This window comes from Candidatus Hydrogenedens sp. (genome assembly GCA_035378955.1).
Classification (GTDB): domain Bacteria; phylum Hydrogenedentota; class Hydrogenedentia; order Hydrogenedentales; family Hydrogenedentaceae; genus Hydrogenedens.
This window is the reverse complement of record DAOSUS010000005.1, coordinates 1-17,027: the sequence shown is the minus strand read 5'-3', so window position 1 is coordinate 17,027 and position 17,027 is coordinate 1. Positions and strand designations below refer to the sequence as shown.

Annotated in this window: 10 protein-coding genes; 6 read left to right on the top strand and 4 right to left on the bottom strand. The window is 36.1% G+C overall.

What is annotated here, in order from left to right:
• From PLA12_02000 to PLA12_01990, 3 genes are all read left to right on the top strand, one after another.
• Positions 1–885 carry a glycerophosphodiester phosphodiesterase family protein gene (locus PLA12_02000; protein ID HOQ31262.1) on the top strand — a complete coding sequence of 295 codons (885 nt, stop codon included), beginning with the start codon at positions 1–3 and terminating at the stop codon, positions 883–885.
• Positions 886–952: 67 nt separating this feature from the next.
• On the top strand, positions 953–1,435 hold the full coding sequence (gene dut / locus PLA12_01995; GenBank protein ID HOQ31261.1) for a dUTP diphosphatase: 483 nt from the start codon (positions 953–955) through the stop codon (positions 1,433–1,435).
• Between the two features lie 24 nt (positions 1,436–1,459).
• Positions 1,460–3,466 (top strand): NPCBM/NEW2 domain-containing protein, encoded by a 2,007-nt coding sequence (locus PLA12_01990; GenBank protein HOQ31260.1) that lies wholly within the window; start codon positions 1,460–1,462, stop codon positions 3,464–3,466.
• 170 nt (positions 3,467–3,636) lie between these two features.
• Here the strand turns inward: PLA12_01990 and PLA12_01985 are convergent, their stop codons facing one another.
• Both PLA12_01985 and PLA12_01980 read right to left on the bottom strand, forming a co-directional pair.
• A complete protein-coding gene (locus tag PLA12_01985; GenBank protein ID HOQ31259.1) occupies positions 3,637–4,791 on the bottom strand; it encodes an SGNH/GDSL hydrolase family protein in 1,155 nt (384 codons plus the stop codon).
• Entirely contained in the window at positions 4,788–6,005 is a 1,218-nt protein-coding gene (locus PLA12_01980; protein HOQ31258.1) for an SGNH/GDSL hydrolase family protein, read from the bottom strand. Before PLA12_01980 ends, PLA12_01985 begins: the two co-directional genes overlap by 4 nt.
• 129 nt (positions 6,006–6,134) lie before the next feature.
• Here PLA12_01980 and PLA12_01975 point away from each other — a divergent pair, with 129 nt between their 5' ends.
• From PLA12_01975 to PLA12_01965, 3 genes are read left to right on the top strand one after another with little or no spacing between them, the layout of a single operon-like run.
• The gene (locus PLA12_01975) at positions 6,135–8,351 is read left to right on the top strand and encodes a tetratricopeptide repeat protein (protein HOQ31257.1); all 2,217 of its coding nucleotides are present in this window, start codon (positions 6,135–6,137) and stop codon (positions 8,349–8,351) included.
• Positions 8,348–9,823, top strand: coding sequence for an SGNH/GDSL hydrolase family protein (locus PLA12_01970; GenBank protein ID HOQ31256.1), 1,476 nt, complete (start codon positions 8,348–8,350; stop codon positions 9,821–9,823). Before PLA12_01975 ends, PLA12_01970 begins: the two co-directional genes overlap by 4 nt.
• Positions 9,823–11,406 (top strand): GDSL-type esterase/lipase family protein, encoded by a 1,584-nt coding sequence (locus PLA12_01965; GenBank protein ID HOQ31255.1) that lies wholly within the window; start codon positions 9,823–9,825, stop codon positions 11,404–11,406. Before PLA12_01970 ends, PLA12_01965 begins: the two co-directional genes overlap by 1 nt.
• On the opposite strand, the gene PLA12_01960 is transcribed toward PLA12_01965, so the two are convergent.
• Both PLA12_01960 and PLA12_01955 read right to left on the bottom strand, forming a co-directional pair.
• Positions 11,387–15,448, bottom strand: a complete 4,062-nt coding sequence (locus PLA12_01960) for a tetratricopeptide repeat protein (GenBank protein ID HOQ31254.1) — start codon at positions 15,446–15,448, stop codon at positions 11,387–11,389. The genes PLA12_01965 and PLA12_01960 overlap by 20 nt on opposite strands.
• Before the next feature lie 51 nt (positions 15,449–15,499).
• On the bottom strand, positions 15,500–16,711 hold the full coding sequence (locus tag PLA12_01955) for a DegT/DnrJ/EryC1/StrS family aminotransferase (protein HOQ31253.1): 1,212 nt from the start codon (positions 16,709–16,711) through the stop codon (positions 15,500–15,502).
• Positions 16,712–17,027: the final 316 nt, after the last annotated feature.

Here is a 17,027-nt window from a genome sequence, read left to right as displayed (position 1 = left end):
ATGCGTAGATGTTGTATTTTTTTGTTTTTAACCCCTTTTGTTTTTTGTATTTGCACAGTTGTATCCTTTGCTGATAACGATGAAAAACTTGCACAGAACAAATCTTATAAAACCAAAATTGCTGCACATCGTGGAGGTAAGGCTTTATTTCCTGAAAGCACTCTTTATGCGTATCAGCAAACCGTTTCCCGATGGAGTAATTGTTTATTAGAAGGAGATATACAAATCACAGCCGATAACATTGCTATTCTTATGCATGATACAACTGTTGACCGCACAACCAATGGACAGGGTCCTGTTAAAGAAAAAACATTAAAGGAAATTAAAGAGTTGGATGCGGGATATAAATTTTCTACTGATGGAGGGCAGACTTTTCCATTTCGGGGAAAAGGCATTACAGTTCCAACACTGGACGAAGTTTTAGAAGCATTTCCGAAGCATACATTTTTATTTGAAATAAAACCTTTTACAGAAAATCTATCACCTATTGTTGAACCTATCATCAGGCGAAACATGCAAGACAGAGTTTATCTTGCATCCGTTCATCCGCAAGTAATTGAGAAAATCAGAAAAGAATATCCTCAAATTAAGACTTGTTTTACAGTTTCCGATGCTACTGATTTCTTGTCTGCCTTGCGAAGTGAAAATTGGTCAAATTACAAACCACCTGCTCAAATGCTGGCAATCAATGAAAAGATGGAAGATAGTTTTAATATAACTACAGAAGAAATGAAGAAAATAAAAGAAAAAGGCATTCAAATCATCGTATTCACGGTAAACAAACCTGAAGACATTAAGAAATATATTTATTCTGAAGTGGATTGGATATTATCCGATTATCCCGACAGAATTGCCCAATTAGAATCCGAATACATTAAAAATTAGGACTTATGTATAATAGAATTCTGTTTCAACATCCTTTTAATAAAATTTATTCAATAATGAATTGTGAATGGGTATGATAGAAAATATCGTTAAGGTAAAAATTTATAGAGAGCCCGGCACAGAAGATATTCCTCTGCCTGAATATCAAACGGAAGAATCTGCAGGGATGGACCTTCATGCGGCAGTAAAAGAAGAAATTGTCCTTATGCCGGGAGAACGGAAACTTATCCCCACAGGCATTAAAATCGCACTCCCACAGGGATATGAAGCACAAATTCGACCGAGAAGTGGTTTGGCAATTAGATATGGTATCGGCATGCCTAATTCACCCGGCACCATTGATTCTGATTATCGGGGTGAAATCTGTGTCATTTTGATAAACTGGGGACAGGAACCGTTTCATATCAAACGCGGAGACCGTATAGCACAAATGATTGTGGCTCCTGTATCCCGTGTAGAATGGAAACCTGTTTCTATACTCCCATCATCCAATCGCGGTCTCGGTGGTTTTGGACATACAGGGACTTCTCATAAAAACAAATTAAAATAACATCCTTACGGGGAGGAAAATTCAATGCTACCTACATCATCTAATTCCAATGTTCATTTCTTTATGTTTATTTACATAGTTTGTATTGTGTTTTTTTATGCATGGAATAGTTTTTGTCAGGAGAACACCACATATTTAGATGAGCTGGACCTAAAAAATATTCGACAAGGCTGGGGAGAAGGTCCTAAGAAAAATTTATCCTGTGTAGGAAATCCAATAAAATTGCAAGGGACAACATATAATCGCGGTGTTGGCACACATGCAAATGTTGTTTTCTATATTCAACTGAATGGTTCTGCTTCTAAGTTCGAAGCCACCGTAGGAATTGATGATGAAACAGAAGGGAAAGGGTCTGTTATTGCTCGCTTTTTTGGCGATAATAAATTATTATATGCCACACGCACTTTAAAAGGAGGAGAAGAACCTGAAAAGGTGTATATTGATTTACAGGGAATATCTACTTTCACCATTTCCATTAATGATGCCTATGATGATATTTCTTATGATCATGTGGACATAGCAGAAGCCTTTTTTATAATGACTAATGGAAAACCTGAACTTATAACTAGACCTAAAGAAGACCCTTACCTTCTCACTCCTCCTCCTCCTCTTTCTCCAAGAATAAATAGTCCGCGTATTACTGCTGTTCGAGCGGGTTCTCCTTTTATATTCCGTATTCCCTGCACAGGTGAAAGACCTATACAGTTTCAATTGGAAGATTTGCCAGAAGGATTAACTGTAAACCCGGAAGGGATTATATACGGAACTATTACCAATCGCGAACCTAAAACTTATACGGTTAAAATCGTAGCACAAAATCAACATGGCAGCGACCAAAATTATTTAGATATTGTGGTTGGAGATACATTAGCATTAACACCACCAATGGGATGGAATCACTGGTATACGCATTACGACAGAATAACAGAGAACATAATGAAACAATCTGCAGACCTGATGGTCTCATCCGGTATGGCTGATGTGGGTTACCAATATGTAAGCATTGATGATTGCTGGGCAAATTCGGAAAATCATCGGGACCCGATGCGTGTCGGTCCCGCGAGAGATGATAATGGAAACATTTTGCCTAATAAATATTTTCCGGATATGAAGGGGTTAACAGAGTATATTCATTCCAAAGGACTTCGTGTAGGTATATACACCTCACCGGGACCTAAAACTTGTGCTGGTTTTACCGGAGCCTACAAACACGAGGAACAAGATGCCAAACAATTTGCAGAATGGGGCTTTGATTTTCTGAAATATGACTGGTGCTCTTACTCAAATATTCTATCTCCTAATAAGATTGAGAATTTAAAAAAACCTTATCAAGAAATGGGGACTATTTTAAAGAAATTAGACCGCGACATTGTTTTTAACTTATGTCAATACGGCATGGGACAGGTCTGGAAATGGGGCAAAGAAGTCGGTGGAAATTGCTGGAGAACCGCTGGAGACCTTGGTTTTGAATTGCTTCAATATCATGAAGTTGCCCGCAGAAATGCCCGCTATTGGGAATATGCCGGTCCCGGTGCCTGGAATGACCCGGATTATATTCTTATTGGTTACAGTGGAGATGCCAGTGTAATGGGAGAACCTAAACCTTGTCCTCTAACGCCCAGCGAACAATATTCCTATATGTCTCTATGGTGCCTTATGGCTTCTCCTCTTTTTTATAGCGGAGATATGACGCTATTAGATGAATTTACGAAAAATGTTCTCTGCAATCCCGAAGTTATCGAAATCAATCAGGACTCCAAGGGTATTCAGGGGCACCCTGTCGTTACGAATAAAGAAAAAAATTATGAAATATGGATAAAACCACTTTATAATGGTTCCATTGCTATCGGTTTATTTAATTTAGATGAAATTGAGCAAAATATAACCGTGCAGTGGCAAGATTTAGGACTGGCAGAGAACCAAAAAGTCCGAGACTTATGGAGACAAAAGGATTTGGGAATTTACAAAAAAGACTTCTCTACATCTATCCCACGACATGGTGTCGCCTTACTAAAACTCAGCACCCACTAAAAACTTTTTTTAACTAATCCTATTTGCAAATTATTTTAACTAAGTTGAAGTCATCTATTGTTCCAAGTAGAAGTATGTACAGGTCTGTATAGAGGATGCTGTTTATATGAAGTAATTTGTTGGAAGTTTTATTCCATCATTGGAGAAGGGGAGGTAATTAACAAACAATATTATTCTGACAATGCTTGTAATATCTTTTCCTCAAATGTATGTATCATAATTTTGTTGCCTTCCGGATTTAAGTGGCAATGGTCGTTAAATAGAGTCTCGCCGGGAATGTGGTGGGGTTCTGCCTGTTCTACTGCAGATAAGACATCTGCCAGGGGAATATGATTTGTTTCCGCAAGTTCTCTGACGATATTATTTTCAAGGTCGGAAGACTGATGTCGGGGTGAAGTTTCGCGAATAATCTTTCTGCCCAATTCATACACTTCTTTGTACTTTTCTTCTCTGATTAATTGTAATACTTGTTCATATTCTTCGGCACTTTTTCCTATTAAATTTGGCTTTATATAATTTGAGGGAACGGTTGCGATAATGACTTTTATATTTTTCTCTTTACATAACTGTATAATTTCATTTAAATTATTTTTGTATTTCTCCATTCGTTCTGCAATTTCTTGTGGCGTGAACACATGGTTCCAGCCTTTACCGGCATCGGGCAAAGATTGAGCCAATATCCTTCGATTATGCTCTTTTTCCAATTGGGATATTTGATATGTTGCGATTCGGTCACGAATAAATCGCATCATGGCGGAAGAATACAGAATTTTTTGCAATTTTGTTGACTGTATTCGTGCTAAATGTAATTGTTCAATCTCTTCAAATTCGTTATGACCGGAATATATCATCACAAGGTCTGGCTCATAATTTACAATCTCACGAGCAATCAAAACGAGCCGATGTGTTCCATAAGAAAGCCCACCACAGTTAATAATTTCAACATTTTTGTATTTGGGTTTAAGATTTTCTTTTAATCGCTCGGATAAGTTTGGCAATTCGTAATGAACATAATTAACAGATGAACCTCCCAGAAAGAATATTCGTAAAGTCCCTGATGGCTTATTTTTTAAAAATCGCTGATTTTGGAATGCAACCGTTTTATTAGGATGTGTTATCAAATATCGACTATCGTAAGGGTCGGGAATAAATAATCGGGAATCTTCTGTAAATCCCAAACCAATATCTGTCACCAGGGGTGGAAGCCATATTTCAACAACTCGTGCTATCAGTTCCAGACTTAAAAGCAAAATAACAAGGGGTAAGAAGGTAAACAGAACAATCTTTTTTTTACTTAAATTTTCTTTTTTTGCTGTTTCATTCATTTTTTGGTTAACCACCTTTGCAATTTAGGTGCAAGTGTTTCTGCTAATAATTTATGCCCTTCAGCCGTTAAATGCCCATCGAGTGTAAAAAACAAATTGGGGTCTTGTTTTCGCTGGCGAAATGCATCAGAAACGGTAAAACAGGGGACATTTGCTTTTTCACAGGCAATCTGAATAACTTTATCAGGGGCATCGGAACTTAGCATTTCTGGAACGACATCAAATCCCACTCGTTGAATATTCTTCCATGCAACCTCGTTAACATACGGTCCATCTGGGATACTAACCACAGCAATTTGAGCGTTGGATTGGTTTGCTACTGATTTTATGATTTGTAATGCCTTTGCCATATTTTCGATACATTGCAAAATCCATGGGTCTTCGGGATTTAGTGTTAGTGTATAAATATGTTTATTCTTCAAGGCAAGGTCAATCATATAAGGATTTAAAAGCCCGTCAAAAAATGCTTGTTTGACACTTGCATCAAAATTATCAAATCTTTGTTTCTCCTCTGGAGACATTTTCTCGTAAAATTCCTTTGCAGTATTGGCTGCCCATCTTGTGTTATCTTCTGCAGTCGTTTTTTCTGGGGGTCGCTCCTGTGTCCGTGTTTCAAGGGAACGCGTTAATCGCATCATTTCTACAGTGCGGACAAAATTGGGATACAATAACTTTGTCCATCGAACCAATCCCGAACTCATTTGCTCCAAACCTTCCGAACCTGAAGATGCAATATCATTTCCCTGTAAAATTCCTACCAATATCAAATCGGGTTCTAATAAAGGAACAACAGTGCGAGAAATCTCTGCATAAAAAGGAGGACCCGTTCCGGGTTTGCCTAAATTTACAGTTTCTATCTGTCTATTCGTCAATGAAAGTTTTTGTTCCAGTCTGCGGAGCCATGTCTCTTCTATATTCACGCCCCAACCATAAGTATAGGAATCACCAACTGCGATAATTCGATAGGTTCCAGCACTTTTAGGTCTTTGTATTTCTCGGTCTCGAATTCCCAATGAATTAGTTTCTACCACATACTTAAAATCAACAGAAGCAAATTCCTGTCGTGATAACGGCGGAAAGATTAAATCATGTGTTCCTTCGGGGAAGGGCTTAGGTAAAATATTTCCAAGAACTCGGTCTAATATCATTGTCAAAACAAGAACCAAGAATATAGAAGCCAATATCAAAATTATATTCTTAAAAAACGATTTCATTCCGATACTCCATCGTTTTGATTGAGAAACTATCTATACTAGATATTTAAAATTTATTATGATATGTTATTATAAATAATTTGAGGTGTAAAAAGATTTAACATACAAACAGAGAACTAACATTCAGATATGAATTCAAAAATATTTCTATATTTATTTTTAATTTTATTTGCTGGTTACTTATACCGTTCTATTGGTTTAAGTAATGAATCAATATGGTGGGACGAATTTAGTAGTGTTGTTCATATGAAACCTTTGCAAGAATATGAATCTTCGCCAGATTTTACGCGTTGGGCTCAGGGCGTTCATTATGAGCCTTCGGTGAATATTTTACATTTCCTGATTAAAAATCGCTCTATGGACCCTGCAACCATGCCATTGTATTATTCTATTGAATATTTATGGCACACCTATATTGATGAATCTTATTATTCTCTTCGTTTACTTTCTGTTTTTATTGGATTGACAGTTATATACAGCACTTACATCTTGGGGAATATAAGTTTTAATGCTTCTGCAGGACTTATGGCTTGTCTTCTTGTATCTTTGTCTCCGATACACAGGCAATTTTCACAAGAAATACGAATGTATAGTTTGTTTACCCTTCTGTCTATTCTATCCATGCTTCTTTTTATACATTGGTATCAACAACAGAGACGAAGAACATTCATTGGCTATCTTATCATTACATTTCTCCTTCTCTGGACACATCCCTTTGCTATATTGGTTATTATGGTTCAGGGGGTATATCTACTAGTAGACCGATTAATTATTCTTGCATGGGAATATCATAACGATAAACCGGACAAATTCGTATATAAAAATTATTTTAAGAAAGAAGTCTTTTTTCTTATTAAATGGGCTATTCCCTTGTTCTTCATCTCATTACCTTCTACTTTATACATTCTGACTATCAATTTCTGGTCACCCGATATGACTTCTTCCTGGATGAAAATACCTACTCTTCGCGAATTTACCGGAGACCTTATTGCCGATGATTGCATTGGTTGGACTTATCAACTCCGTGCAGAACCTGACTTCTGGATAAATTTTTTTAGTAAAGAGACTGCCCACACCCTTGTATCTCAGCGATATTTTATAGGGGGTGTGATGGCCGTTTTATATATTATTTGTTTTATTTGGGCTATCTGGGGGTATTTCCTTAAGAGTAAAAACGATAAAGTTTCGCAGTCGAATAACAATGGGGAAACAAGCCACTCTCTCATCTTGCTATATTGTATCTGGTGGCTATTCCCACCCCTATTTTTATATTTCGTTTCACATTTATGGCGTCCTTGCATCATGCCAAGATACACCCTGCATAGTTCAATTGCTCTTTATCTAATTATTGGTTATACCCTTAGCAATATAGAACACAAGAAATGGATGAAACGACTTCTTTTTACCACATTTCTACTTTTGTATTTGTATCAGGGAAGTTTAATCCTCGGTAAACCGCAACATACCAATTGGAGAAATGCAGGTGTGTTTATTAAGCACAATGCAAAAACGGAAGATATTATCCTTGTAAATAATGAGTTATGGAAGCGTGTTTTCTTATATAATTTAGGTCCTGTGCCAAATGTTGTTTGCTATGGTTCGCAGTTTGAGAATACCGCAGAAATTGCTGAATTTTTAATTACAAAACTATTGCCTGAACGGAGACCCAATGCAAAATTATGGATTGTTGTTCAGGGAGATTATTTTGAATCTGCACCCCTCAATCATTTTGAAAAATATTTGAAGGAAAAAGGCATTATCTATCAAGCACAGGAGTTTCCCGGTATCCAGCGAGTCGTTGTATATCACCAGATTTATTCTTTACAGGACTCTGTTAAAACATTTAATAAAAAATCAGTAGCCTTATTAGAAGATTTATGTGCTATGGCTCTGGAATTCTGGCGGGTAAAAGATTTTTGGTCTGCCATCGATACTTGTAAACATGTAATTCAGCTTGACCCCGGTTATGCTCAAGCATACTCTTATCTTGGGATGTCTTATAAGGAGATACAAGAATGGGACCTTGCCGTTGATGCATTTACAAAGGCTGTCGAATTGAAGCCAGAACATTACCCATGGAATTGGATTAATATTGCGGACATTCATATTAACAGAGGCCAATATCAATTGGCTATTTCTGCATTGGAAAAGGCATTTCAATTATTGCCCAATGATTCGTTTGCTCATACCTGTATGGGTAGAGCTTATTTAGGGCTGGGAAATCGTGAAAAAGCGATTGAATACTTCCAGAAAGCCCTAGAACTTGACCCAACAGACCTGCGTCCTGCTACCGAATTAGAGCGACTGAAAAATAACCCTCAGCAAACATCTCCTTCGATTAAATGAAATATCCTATCGTAAAAAGTATAGGCAAAATATTTATCTTCTTCCTATGGCTTATTTTGATACTTATACTCGCTGAGTGTGCCGTTCGAGTATATGAATATTTTGGTGCACAGAAAAACCCCCTCATTTCCTCTTTAAATAATCAGCCTCCATGGAGTTACAGTCAGGTTACTTCGAAAGATACATTACAATCAACAGAAAAACTACCTTCGCCAGACATGTCTCAATGGTATTCCAATCGTTTAGAATTTTTCCTGCAATTAGATGAAAACGACCGACAATTATTTGCTTCTTTTTATCAAATATCTATTCTTATAAAGGATAGGAATAAAAGGGAAAAGAAAATATATCTTCCTGAACCCGATACAACAAATTACTTCGATGATGAATTGCTAACGGCATTAGAAAAAGAAATTCCTGATATAAACCACAGTGCTTTTTCAAAATATTATGCTTCTTTTACCGTAGGAAACAGAACTATTTCAGACCTTGTTCTTTATTATCCTGCAAAAATAGAAAATCAAGGGATGTTCGTGTGCGGATATAAGGCGAAAGATAGCCATACAAAAAAAACAAAAGATGAAAATAATATCTGGGAGATACCCTATTTTGAATACAAAAAACATGCCCAATTGTATTCTCATGAATTTCATACAAACAATTTCGGTTTCCGTGATGAAGATGTCGCAGTTCCAAAACTGCCCGATGTCTTCCGTATTGTATGCATAGGAGGTTCAACCACGGAAGAGGGTCCAACAGAACAAGAAACCTATCCGAATATCACAGAAAAACTATTATCCGAGCAGTTCCATGAACAATATAGAATTGAAGTGATTAACGCAGGGATACCGGGTATCACTGCTAATAAATTATGGCTACGATTGCCCGATTATCTACTAATGGAACCGAACTTGATTATTTATTGTGAAGGGACAAATGATATAACCCATATCTTATTACCTTATTGGTTAAATCACTTGAACGGAATAAAAAAAATCCTTATACAATCGAAGCTATGTCGAAATATTTTTCCTCTCTTCTTTTTACCCCACGATATACAAATACAGAGTGATATAAGCAAAGATATATTAAGTCAAATAGAAAAAATACAGAAATACCTTCAACGAAAGGGTGTATTGTTTGCCGTAATGAGTATCCCTGCACCTAATTATTCTTTGATGACATGGCAGGAAAAAGATTATTTTCAGTTTGTTACAAAAAAATGGTGGGGAGGTGATTTTATAAATTATCGTATGTATAGCCATGTCCTCAACATATATAATAAACTATTAAATGAAAAGTTTAACAACAGAAATATTTTGTATATACCGATGTACGAAATGTTTCAGAATAAACCTCCATCTTATTTTAATGATTTATGTCATCAAAAATTGGAAGGGATACAAAAAAAATCGGAATTAGCAATGCCATATTTGGTGAAATATATTGAAGAACATTTAGGGAAAAGTTAATGGAGTTAAAATCTAAAAAGAAAAGAAAAATTGTCTATATTTTAGGTTATAGTCTTTTTATTTTCTTCTGGATTATTGTTATCTGCTTATCTCTGGAATTATTCGAACGATTAAGATGGAAACATATCGAAAAAACCAACAAATTTGTTCGCATTCGCAAAGGCGAATTGTTAATCAAGGAATGGGATAATGGGGCTGAGGAAAGTGTGCACTATGGTGAGGGGAAAAATATATTTGTCCCTCAACAATTGTTAATCGGTGAGCTATGGTGCTACGCTGAACCGGACCCACTTGAAATGTGGAGTTATCGTTTTTCGATATATTTCACAGAAACAGAACCTTTTCAGAGTAGCTTTTGTGACATTTACAATATACATCAATTTTGTATAGAAATAAATCAAAATAATTCTGACTTAATATTCTCCCCCATTAAGGAGCCTCTGGAAGCAATTCCACATATTTCAGAATACAAAACGATTATTGAACAAATTCCTAAGAGCAAGTTTGAAGTGGGGCTTGCTTTTTTATGGGATGAAAATATAAAAGGAGAAAGTTACCAGTTCTTTTTCTGTCCTATATACAATACCTCAAATCATTATTCCTATTATGTATTCGTTCATCCCCAAAAAGGTAAAAACGAGGGGATAAATCCCATATTAAAGAAATTAGCAATAAATGATTTGTGGGACATAAATTATTTTTCATACATACCTCATATTAATTCAACGGAGATGCCTTTCCGTATTAACAATTTTGGCTTTAGGGATAGAGATTTTAAAGTGCCAAAAGAGGAAGGGGTCTTTCGAATTCTTTGTATCGGTGCTTCCACTACCGAGGAGGGGATTTCAAATCAAGAAACTTATCCTAAATTTTTAGAACAGGGATTAAAAAAACACTTTGGCGATAACCGTATAGAGGTTTTTAATTGTGGTGTATCAGGAATGGTGTTAAAAAAGCACTGTGCCAAATTACCGGACTACTTATACTTGCAGCCGGATTTGGTTATTTTATACGAAGGGATTAATAATGTAGTATATGAGGTATTTCAGAAAGCATTTGACAATACATTACTAACAACACGAATTGCTTTTCTTTTATCACACTTTGTGCGAAAACAGATGAGGGCATTCATTTCCTATCCTGAGGATAGAATAAAGTTGTATATAGACCGATTTATTATGAACTACATTGACTACCTTTGTAAAGTATTCTTTTTAAAAAACATTGATGTGTGTATTTCAAGTATAGGTGTTCCCTATCGCGATAAGCTAAATAGTGAAGACCGTGATTATTATGATTTCTATTATGAAAAGGAATGGGGATATCCTCACTCAACATTCCAGCAATACTGTGAAGTGATGAAATTATTTAATGAGATATTAAAAGAATATTGTAAAAAGAATTCTATCCTTTATATCCCTGTAGAAGAAAATATTCCTGCCAGCACAAAATATTTTGGTGATATCTGCCACATGCGTCAGGAAGGAATAAAACTTAAAGCCCAGATTATGGCAGAAACACTTATTCCTTATCTGGAAAAAAGACTGGGATTAGTAAATAGTTCTACTGTTTCATCTGAGTAGCCTGCTGTAACAATTCCCGAAACTCTTTACGATCGGGCTGGGCAAGAATACACCGCTTTATATATTTAATAGATTTTTCTGGTTGATTTTCAGAAAGGAATATCATTGCCAGTTGTTGGTTTACATTAAGTAAATCCGTTTTTATTTGAGCCAGAGGGATTAAATATTTTTTTGCTTCCTCATATTTATTCATACGGGCATAAAGCAATCCTAATCCTGCTTGAGCGATAGTATCTTTCGGCTGCAGCTCTAATGCAAGTTTATAGTGTTTTTCAGCGAGTTCATATTCACCTGAACGGACTAATAAATCTGCATAGTTTCTATGGGTTAGATAATTTTGAGTATCTATTGTTAATGCCTTTTCATAAAGTAATTTTGCATCCATATCTGAGTGTAAAATTACTTTTAGGTCTGCAAGTCGTGTAAGAGTAATAGCATCATCTGGAAAATATTTAAGGGCCTTTTCCAGTAGTCCGACACTTTCATACACATTATTCAAATCCGCCAGTAATAACCCCAACTTGTTAATCACCGTGGGACTTTCCTTAATTTTTAATGCTTTTCGATAGTTTTCTTCCGCCTGTTTCAATTCCCCAGTCTTCATATAAACATCAGCAAGACCTTCATAAACTTCCAGGTCATCAGGGAGTAAGTTGGTACAAATTATAAACAGTTCTTTTGCTTCCTTATAACGCTCACGGTCTGATTGTAAAAATGCTAATGTTTTTGTAATGGTTGCATCATCGGGATTAAGTTCCTTTGCTTGCTCCAGGTATTGTTCAGCAAGATTATAATTTTTCAATTTGCGGTGCAGCGCACCTAATTGATGAAGAATTGGCGATTGTTTCGGCAAAATTATATTAGCCATTTCCGCAAAACTTAATGCTATTTCGGGTTCCTTCATACTATCCCATACAAGGGAAAAGTGGTAATAAGACCAGTTAGTAGGTATTTGATATAAGAACATCGAATTTAACAAAAAATAGGCTTCTTCAATATTCCCTTGTTGAAAAAGAAGAAAAGAAAGGGCATCTTTAACATCTACAAAATCATTATTCAATCCGAAAGAAATACGGTAGAAATTTTCTGCATCATACAAGCAATCAAGTCGGTCGTAACTTCTACCGATATTGAACGCATATATATAATCATTAAAAAATGGTGGTGAATTTATAAAGAAAGATTTTAAAAAACATTCATGGGACATTTCCCAATTTTCCTTTAACGAATAAACAATACCTAAATGATATAAAGATTTGAAAGGTTCCATAGGTTTAAGTTTTTCGAACAGTTCCTTTGCCTTTTCCAAATCCATTTCGGATAGAGCAATAGTAGCACGGGAAAATAAAGCCCCGGGATGGTCAGATTTCTTTTCAAGCACCTTATCATAAGATTTTTTGGCATCCTCCCTATTTCCTAATGCTTCATTTACAATCCCTAAATGATAATGAGCCTCTACATGCTCTGGATAATAGTTTATAAACTCTATCAACTGAGACTTTGCTTTTTCCCATTCTCGATTTTCTACCCACGACAGGATTAAATTAAACCATGCTCCAACTTGATGAGGATTAATTTCCAATGCCTGTTTGAAATATATATAAGCGGAGTTTTTATCTCCATGCATTAGAGAAATATTTCCCAAACCTGCCCACGCATCTGCATTACTTTTGTCTTTTTCAATAACAGTTTTAAAATAAGTTTCTGCTTTATCCCATTCCCCCAACAATTCCCATGCATGACCTAAATTAAAAACCTGCAAGGAATTAAATGTTTTTCCTTTTAATCCCTCGATTGCTTGAATACATTCCTCTCTCATTCCCAATCCAGCGTAACAAACGGCGAGAATAGATTCTTCATTCCATTGTTCTGGTTTCATCTCCTTCGCTTTTAAGAGATATTTCAGTGCTTCCCCGTAATCCAGCATCTGGACATAGCACAACCCTATACTTTTTAACAATTCATGTTCCGGCGAATATTTTCCTGTAATGGTCATAAATTGCTTCAAGGCATCCGCAGGTTTCCGTTCCGCTAATAGAACCTGACCCAAATTAAATCGAGCATCTGTATAATTGGGAGCAATGCTAATTGCTTTTTCAAGATATTTTTTTGCAGGCTCTCGTTCTCCTCTTTGAAACATTATCACAGCACTGTGATTTAATGCTTGAGCATGTAGCGGGTTTATAGTTAATGCATGTGTGTAATTCTCTAATGCAGTAGTCGTATTTCCGATATTTTCAGTTGCCCAACCTAATGCAAACCACATATCCGCCTTGTTCGAATTTCTTTTCACTGCTTCCTTAAAATACTTTTCCGCATTTGTCCAATCACCTCTTTTTGCAAAAACCAATCCTAAATTATAGGGAGCAGAAGGATGGTCCGGACACAGTTTAAGACATGTATAAAAATGTTCTTCTGCTTTCGTCAGTTCGTTTAATTCATAACAAAGCACCCCTGCATGATAATGAGCATCCGCATCTGGATGTTTCTCCAACCATTTCTCAAAAAATCTTAACCCATCTTCTATCCTACCAATCCTTTGATAACATTTTCGCCGCTCATCCAACCAGCGAGAACGATTAGGCTGATAATCAAAAAACGGAATATGGGCTAACGAAAATAGGATAACGAAACCCAAAACAATCAAAATCGACAAATTCCATTTCTTGTTCCGAATTGTTTCCGATAATGAAGAAAAAACAACACCCCCTAAGATGAAAAAATATGGGATAAGGGACACACGATAACGACTTCCTGCTATTATAAGTGAAAAAATACTGATATTTATTGCAACAAAAAACAGTAGAACGAATAAAAATTTCCATGAATTCATAGTTATCCTTATCGTCTGAGTTCCTTTGGATAACCATAAAATACCAAGCAAAATAAGACTTAAAGTGAATAAACTCATAGGGAGAGGATAACGAGGCAAATATTTAAGAATTGTAGAAACTTCACGCTCGTAATAAATTACTTTATTTTCGTCCAATTCCTGAGGAGAAAAAGTCCATAGAAACCGCTTAAAACATTTTTTTAAATTGAGCCAGGGGTATTCTTTTATATTATGTATAGCCCCTGAAATAAGGTAATTTTTCCATTCCTTATAAGTTACTCTTCGACCTAATCCTAATTCCTTTCCTAAACCCCGAGTCATTCCATCTAAATCAAATATTTCTACTGTATCCTCCGGTGTTTTATTTAGCCATCGAAGCATCTCGGGTGTATATGAAGCATATTCTGGAGTGTCCGGATGAAAGGCTATAGAAAGGCTACATTCACTGTTATGTGAGCCTGAAGTAAATGACCCACAGAGATAATAGTTATATGAAGATAATGGAATTACAGGTAGTAGAGCAAAAATAAGAAACAATAATCCTGCACAAATAGCAACTTTGAGTTTTTTCGAATTATAAAAAAGGAATATAACGAATATCGCTAAAGGGAAGATGAAAACAAACACTTCACCACGGAACCATGCCCCTATCCCAAATACAATACCTGCAAAAGGGAGTAGTCGCAATTTGTTTCTTTTATGTGCCTGTAAAAGGAGATGGAAACATAATAAATTTATGGCTATATAAATTGTAACCTGATTAAGTTCCATGTCATAGTGGACAAATGCCCAATAAGTTGCAACCCCTAATGCGGAAAAAAGTCCTGCTCTATAATCAAAAAGGTTTTTGCTTAACAAATATACAAGGAATATATTAAGAAGTCCAATACAAATTTGTACCCATCGCACGGCAAGATAACTACCCCCCGTTAACCAATAAATAAACGCAAGAAACAAAGGATAACCCGGTGGATTGGGAAGGGGGTGTCCTTCCATAAACGGGTTTCCCTCATTTCTTGGAGGTGTGTAATCACCGGACAAAATAGCCCTTGCCCAGTAATCTTTAAATTCTGCATCGTGGAGAGGTGCTGAAAAATCCGGGTTCTGAATTGCATCGGAGAGGTAAATAAGCCTTACCCCTAATCCTATTAAAAGAATAAGAAATATCCATATTAATTGCTTTGAAATGAGAATATTCCTTTTATTCATGATAGGTCTGATTTATCAAATAAATCATAGGTCTGACATAGAAAAGGTATCTTATGCATCTAATTTCCTTAATTCAGGAGTATGTTCCTGTACTTTACGGATAATTCTTACAATATCTTCCATATCTTTTTCTTTACCTAATAAAATATGATGGGGCAACCATGTTCCACTCTTATAACATAAATCCTCTGCTATAGGACAATATGTTTTTGAATAATCATAAAAATCTGCATTTTGAAATGCCGGTTGTTTATAAATAGGATAGGGATAGCCTGAAGTTAGAGGTAATCCTTCTGCCTGTACTGCTTTTACAAACTGCTCTCGGGAGCAACCTAATTCATCTTCCTTAATACGGATACAAATAAGATGATATGTCCTTCGAGTAATACGATTACTTAAAGGTTGTGGGTAAATACCCGGTATCTCCATCAGTGCTCGGGTTAGATAAGTCCCATTTGCTTCTCGAACCTGAAATTGCTTTTCAGCACGCGACAACTGGGCTAACAGAATATTCGCGGTAAATTCATTCATTCGGACATTGGTGCCAATTCGTTCATGATAATACCAGGGACCTGTTTTTGACCTCCCGCAATTGCTTATAGAACGGCAGGTATCAGCGAAATTTTCATTATCGGTAACAATGGCGCCACCTTCACCCGCAGTAATATTCTTTGACATCTGGAAGCTGAATACACCCCCGAGCCCTAATGTTCCTGCTCCTTTCCCTTCCCACGCTCCACCCCAAGCATGACAGGCATCTTCAATCACAATAAGATTATGTTTCTGGGCTATTGCATTAATTTTATCCATATCGCAGATTCTTCCACCAAAATGAACCGGGATTATGGCTCTGGTTCGAGGAGAAATTGCTGACTCTATAAGGTCAGGGTCAATACACCATGTATCATCTATATCTACAAAAATAGGAACTCCTCCCATACGCACGACAGCCGAAGCCGTTGCAATAAATGTATAGGGGGGAACGATAACCTCTTCACCGTGTTTTAAACCTATTGCCTGTAATGTTATTTCCAATGCGGTTGTTCCGCTATTGCAAGAAACACAATATCTTGCTTTTTGAAACCGTGAATAGGCTTCTTCAAATTGTTTTACTTTTTCACCGTAAAACCATTTGCCACTTTCAAGAACTTCTAAAATAGCATTTCGTTCTTGTTCATCGAACACAGGCCAGGTAGGCCACTTTTTTTCGGGAGGTCTTACAGGTTCTCCTCCTAATATTGCAAGTTCGTTCATATTCCTCATACTCTTCTCCTACTGTCAGGAATTTTAATTTTCAATTCATAGTTAGATTAAGAAAATCACTATTTTAAAAGCAAACAGAACAATATCTATATAAAGAAAGTAAATTTATTTTTTTCTTAATTTGTTTGTATAATGAAATAAAATTATGAGTAAGTTCGTATAATAATTAGATAGTTACTTATTAAAAAGGAACTGTGATATGAAAAAGATTTTGACCCTTCTTTTCGTAGTAGGGATTTTGCTGAGTATCAACTGCGTTTTACAGACCAAACACACAATTGAAGCACATATCACACTTGATATTCGTCATGTCCAG

Excerpts from the sequence above, each read along its gene's own strand:
- PLA12_02000 (HOQ31262.1), top strand. The coding sequence starts at position 1 with ATGCGTAGATGTTGTATTTTTTTGTTTTTAACCCCTTTTGTTTTTTGT.
- dut (HOQ31261.1), top strand. The coding sequence starts at position 953 with ATGGGTATGATAGAAAATATCGTTAAGGTAAAAATTTATAGAGAGCCC.
- PLA12_01990 (HOQ31260.1), top strand. The coding sequence starts at position 1,460 with ATGCTACCTACATCATCTAATTCCAATGTTCATTTCTTTATGTTTATT.
- PLA12_01985 (HOQ31259.1), bottom strand. The coding sequence starts at position 4,791 with ATGAATGAAACAGCAAAAAAAGAAAATTTAAGTAAAAAAAAGATTGTT.
- PLA12_01980 (HOQ31258.1), bottom strand. The coding sequence starts at position 6,005 with ATGAAATCGTTTTTTAAGAATATAATTTTGATATTGGCTTCTATATTC.
- PLA12_01975 (HOQ31257.1), top strand. The coding sequence starts at position 6,135 with ATGAATTCAAAAATATTTCTATATTTATTTTTAATTTTATTTGCTGGT.
- PLA12_01970 (HOQ31256.1), top strand. The coding sequence starts at position 8,348 with ATGAAATATCCTATCGTAAAAAGTATAGGCAAAATATTTATCTTCTTC.
- PLA12_01965 (HOQ31255.1), top strand. The coding sequence starts at position 9,823 with ATGGAGTTAAAATCTAAAAAGAAAAGAAAAATTGTCTATATTTTAGGT.
- PLA12_01960 (HOQ31254.1), bottom strand. The coding sequence starts at position 15,448 with ATGAATAAAAGGAATATTCTCATTTCAAAGCAATTAATATGGATATTT.
- PLA12_01955 (HOQ31253.1), bottom strand. The coding sequence starts at position 16,711 with ATGAGGAATATGAACGAACTTGCAATATTAGGAGGAGAACCTGTAAGA.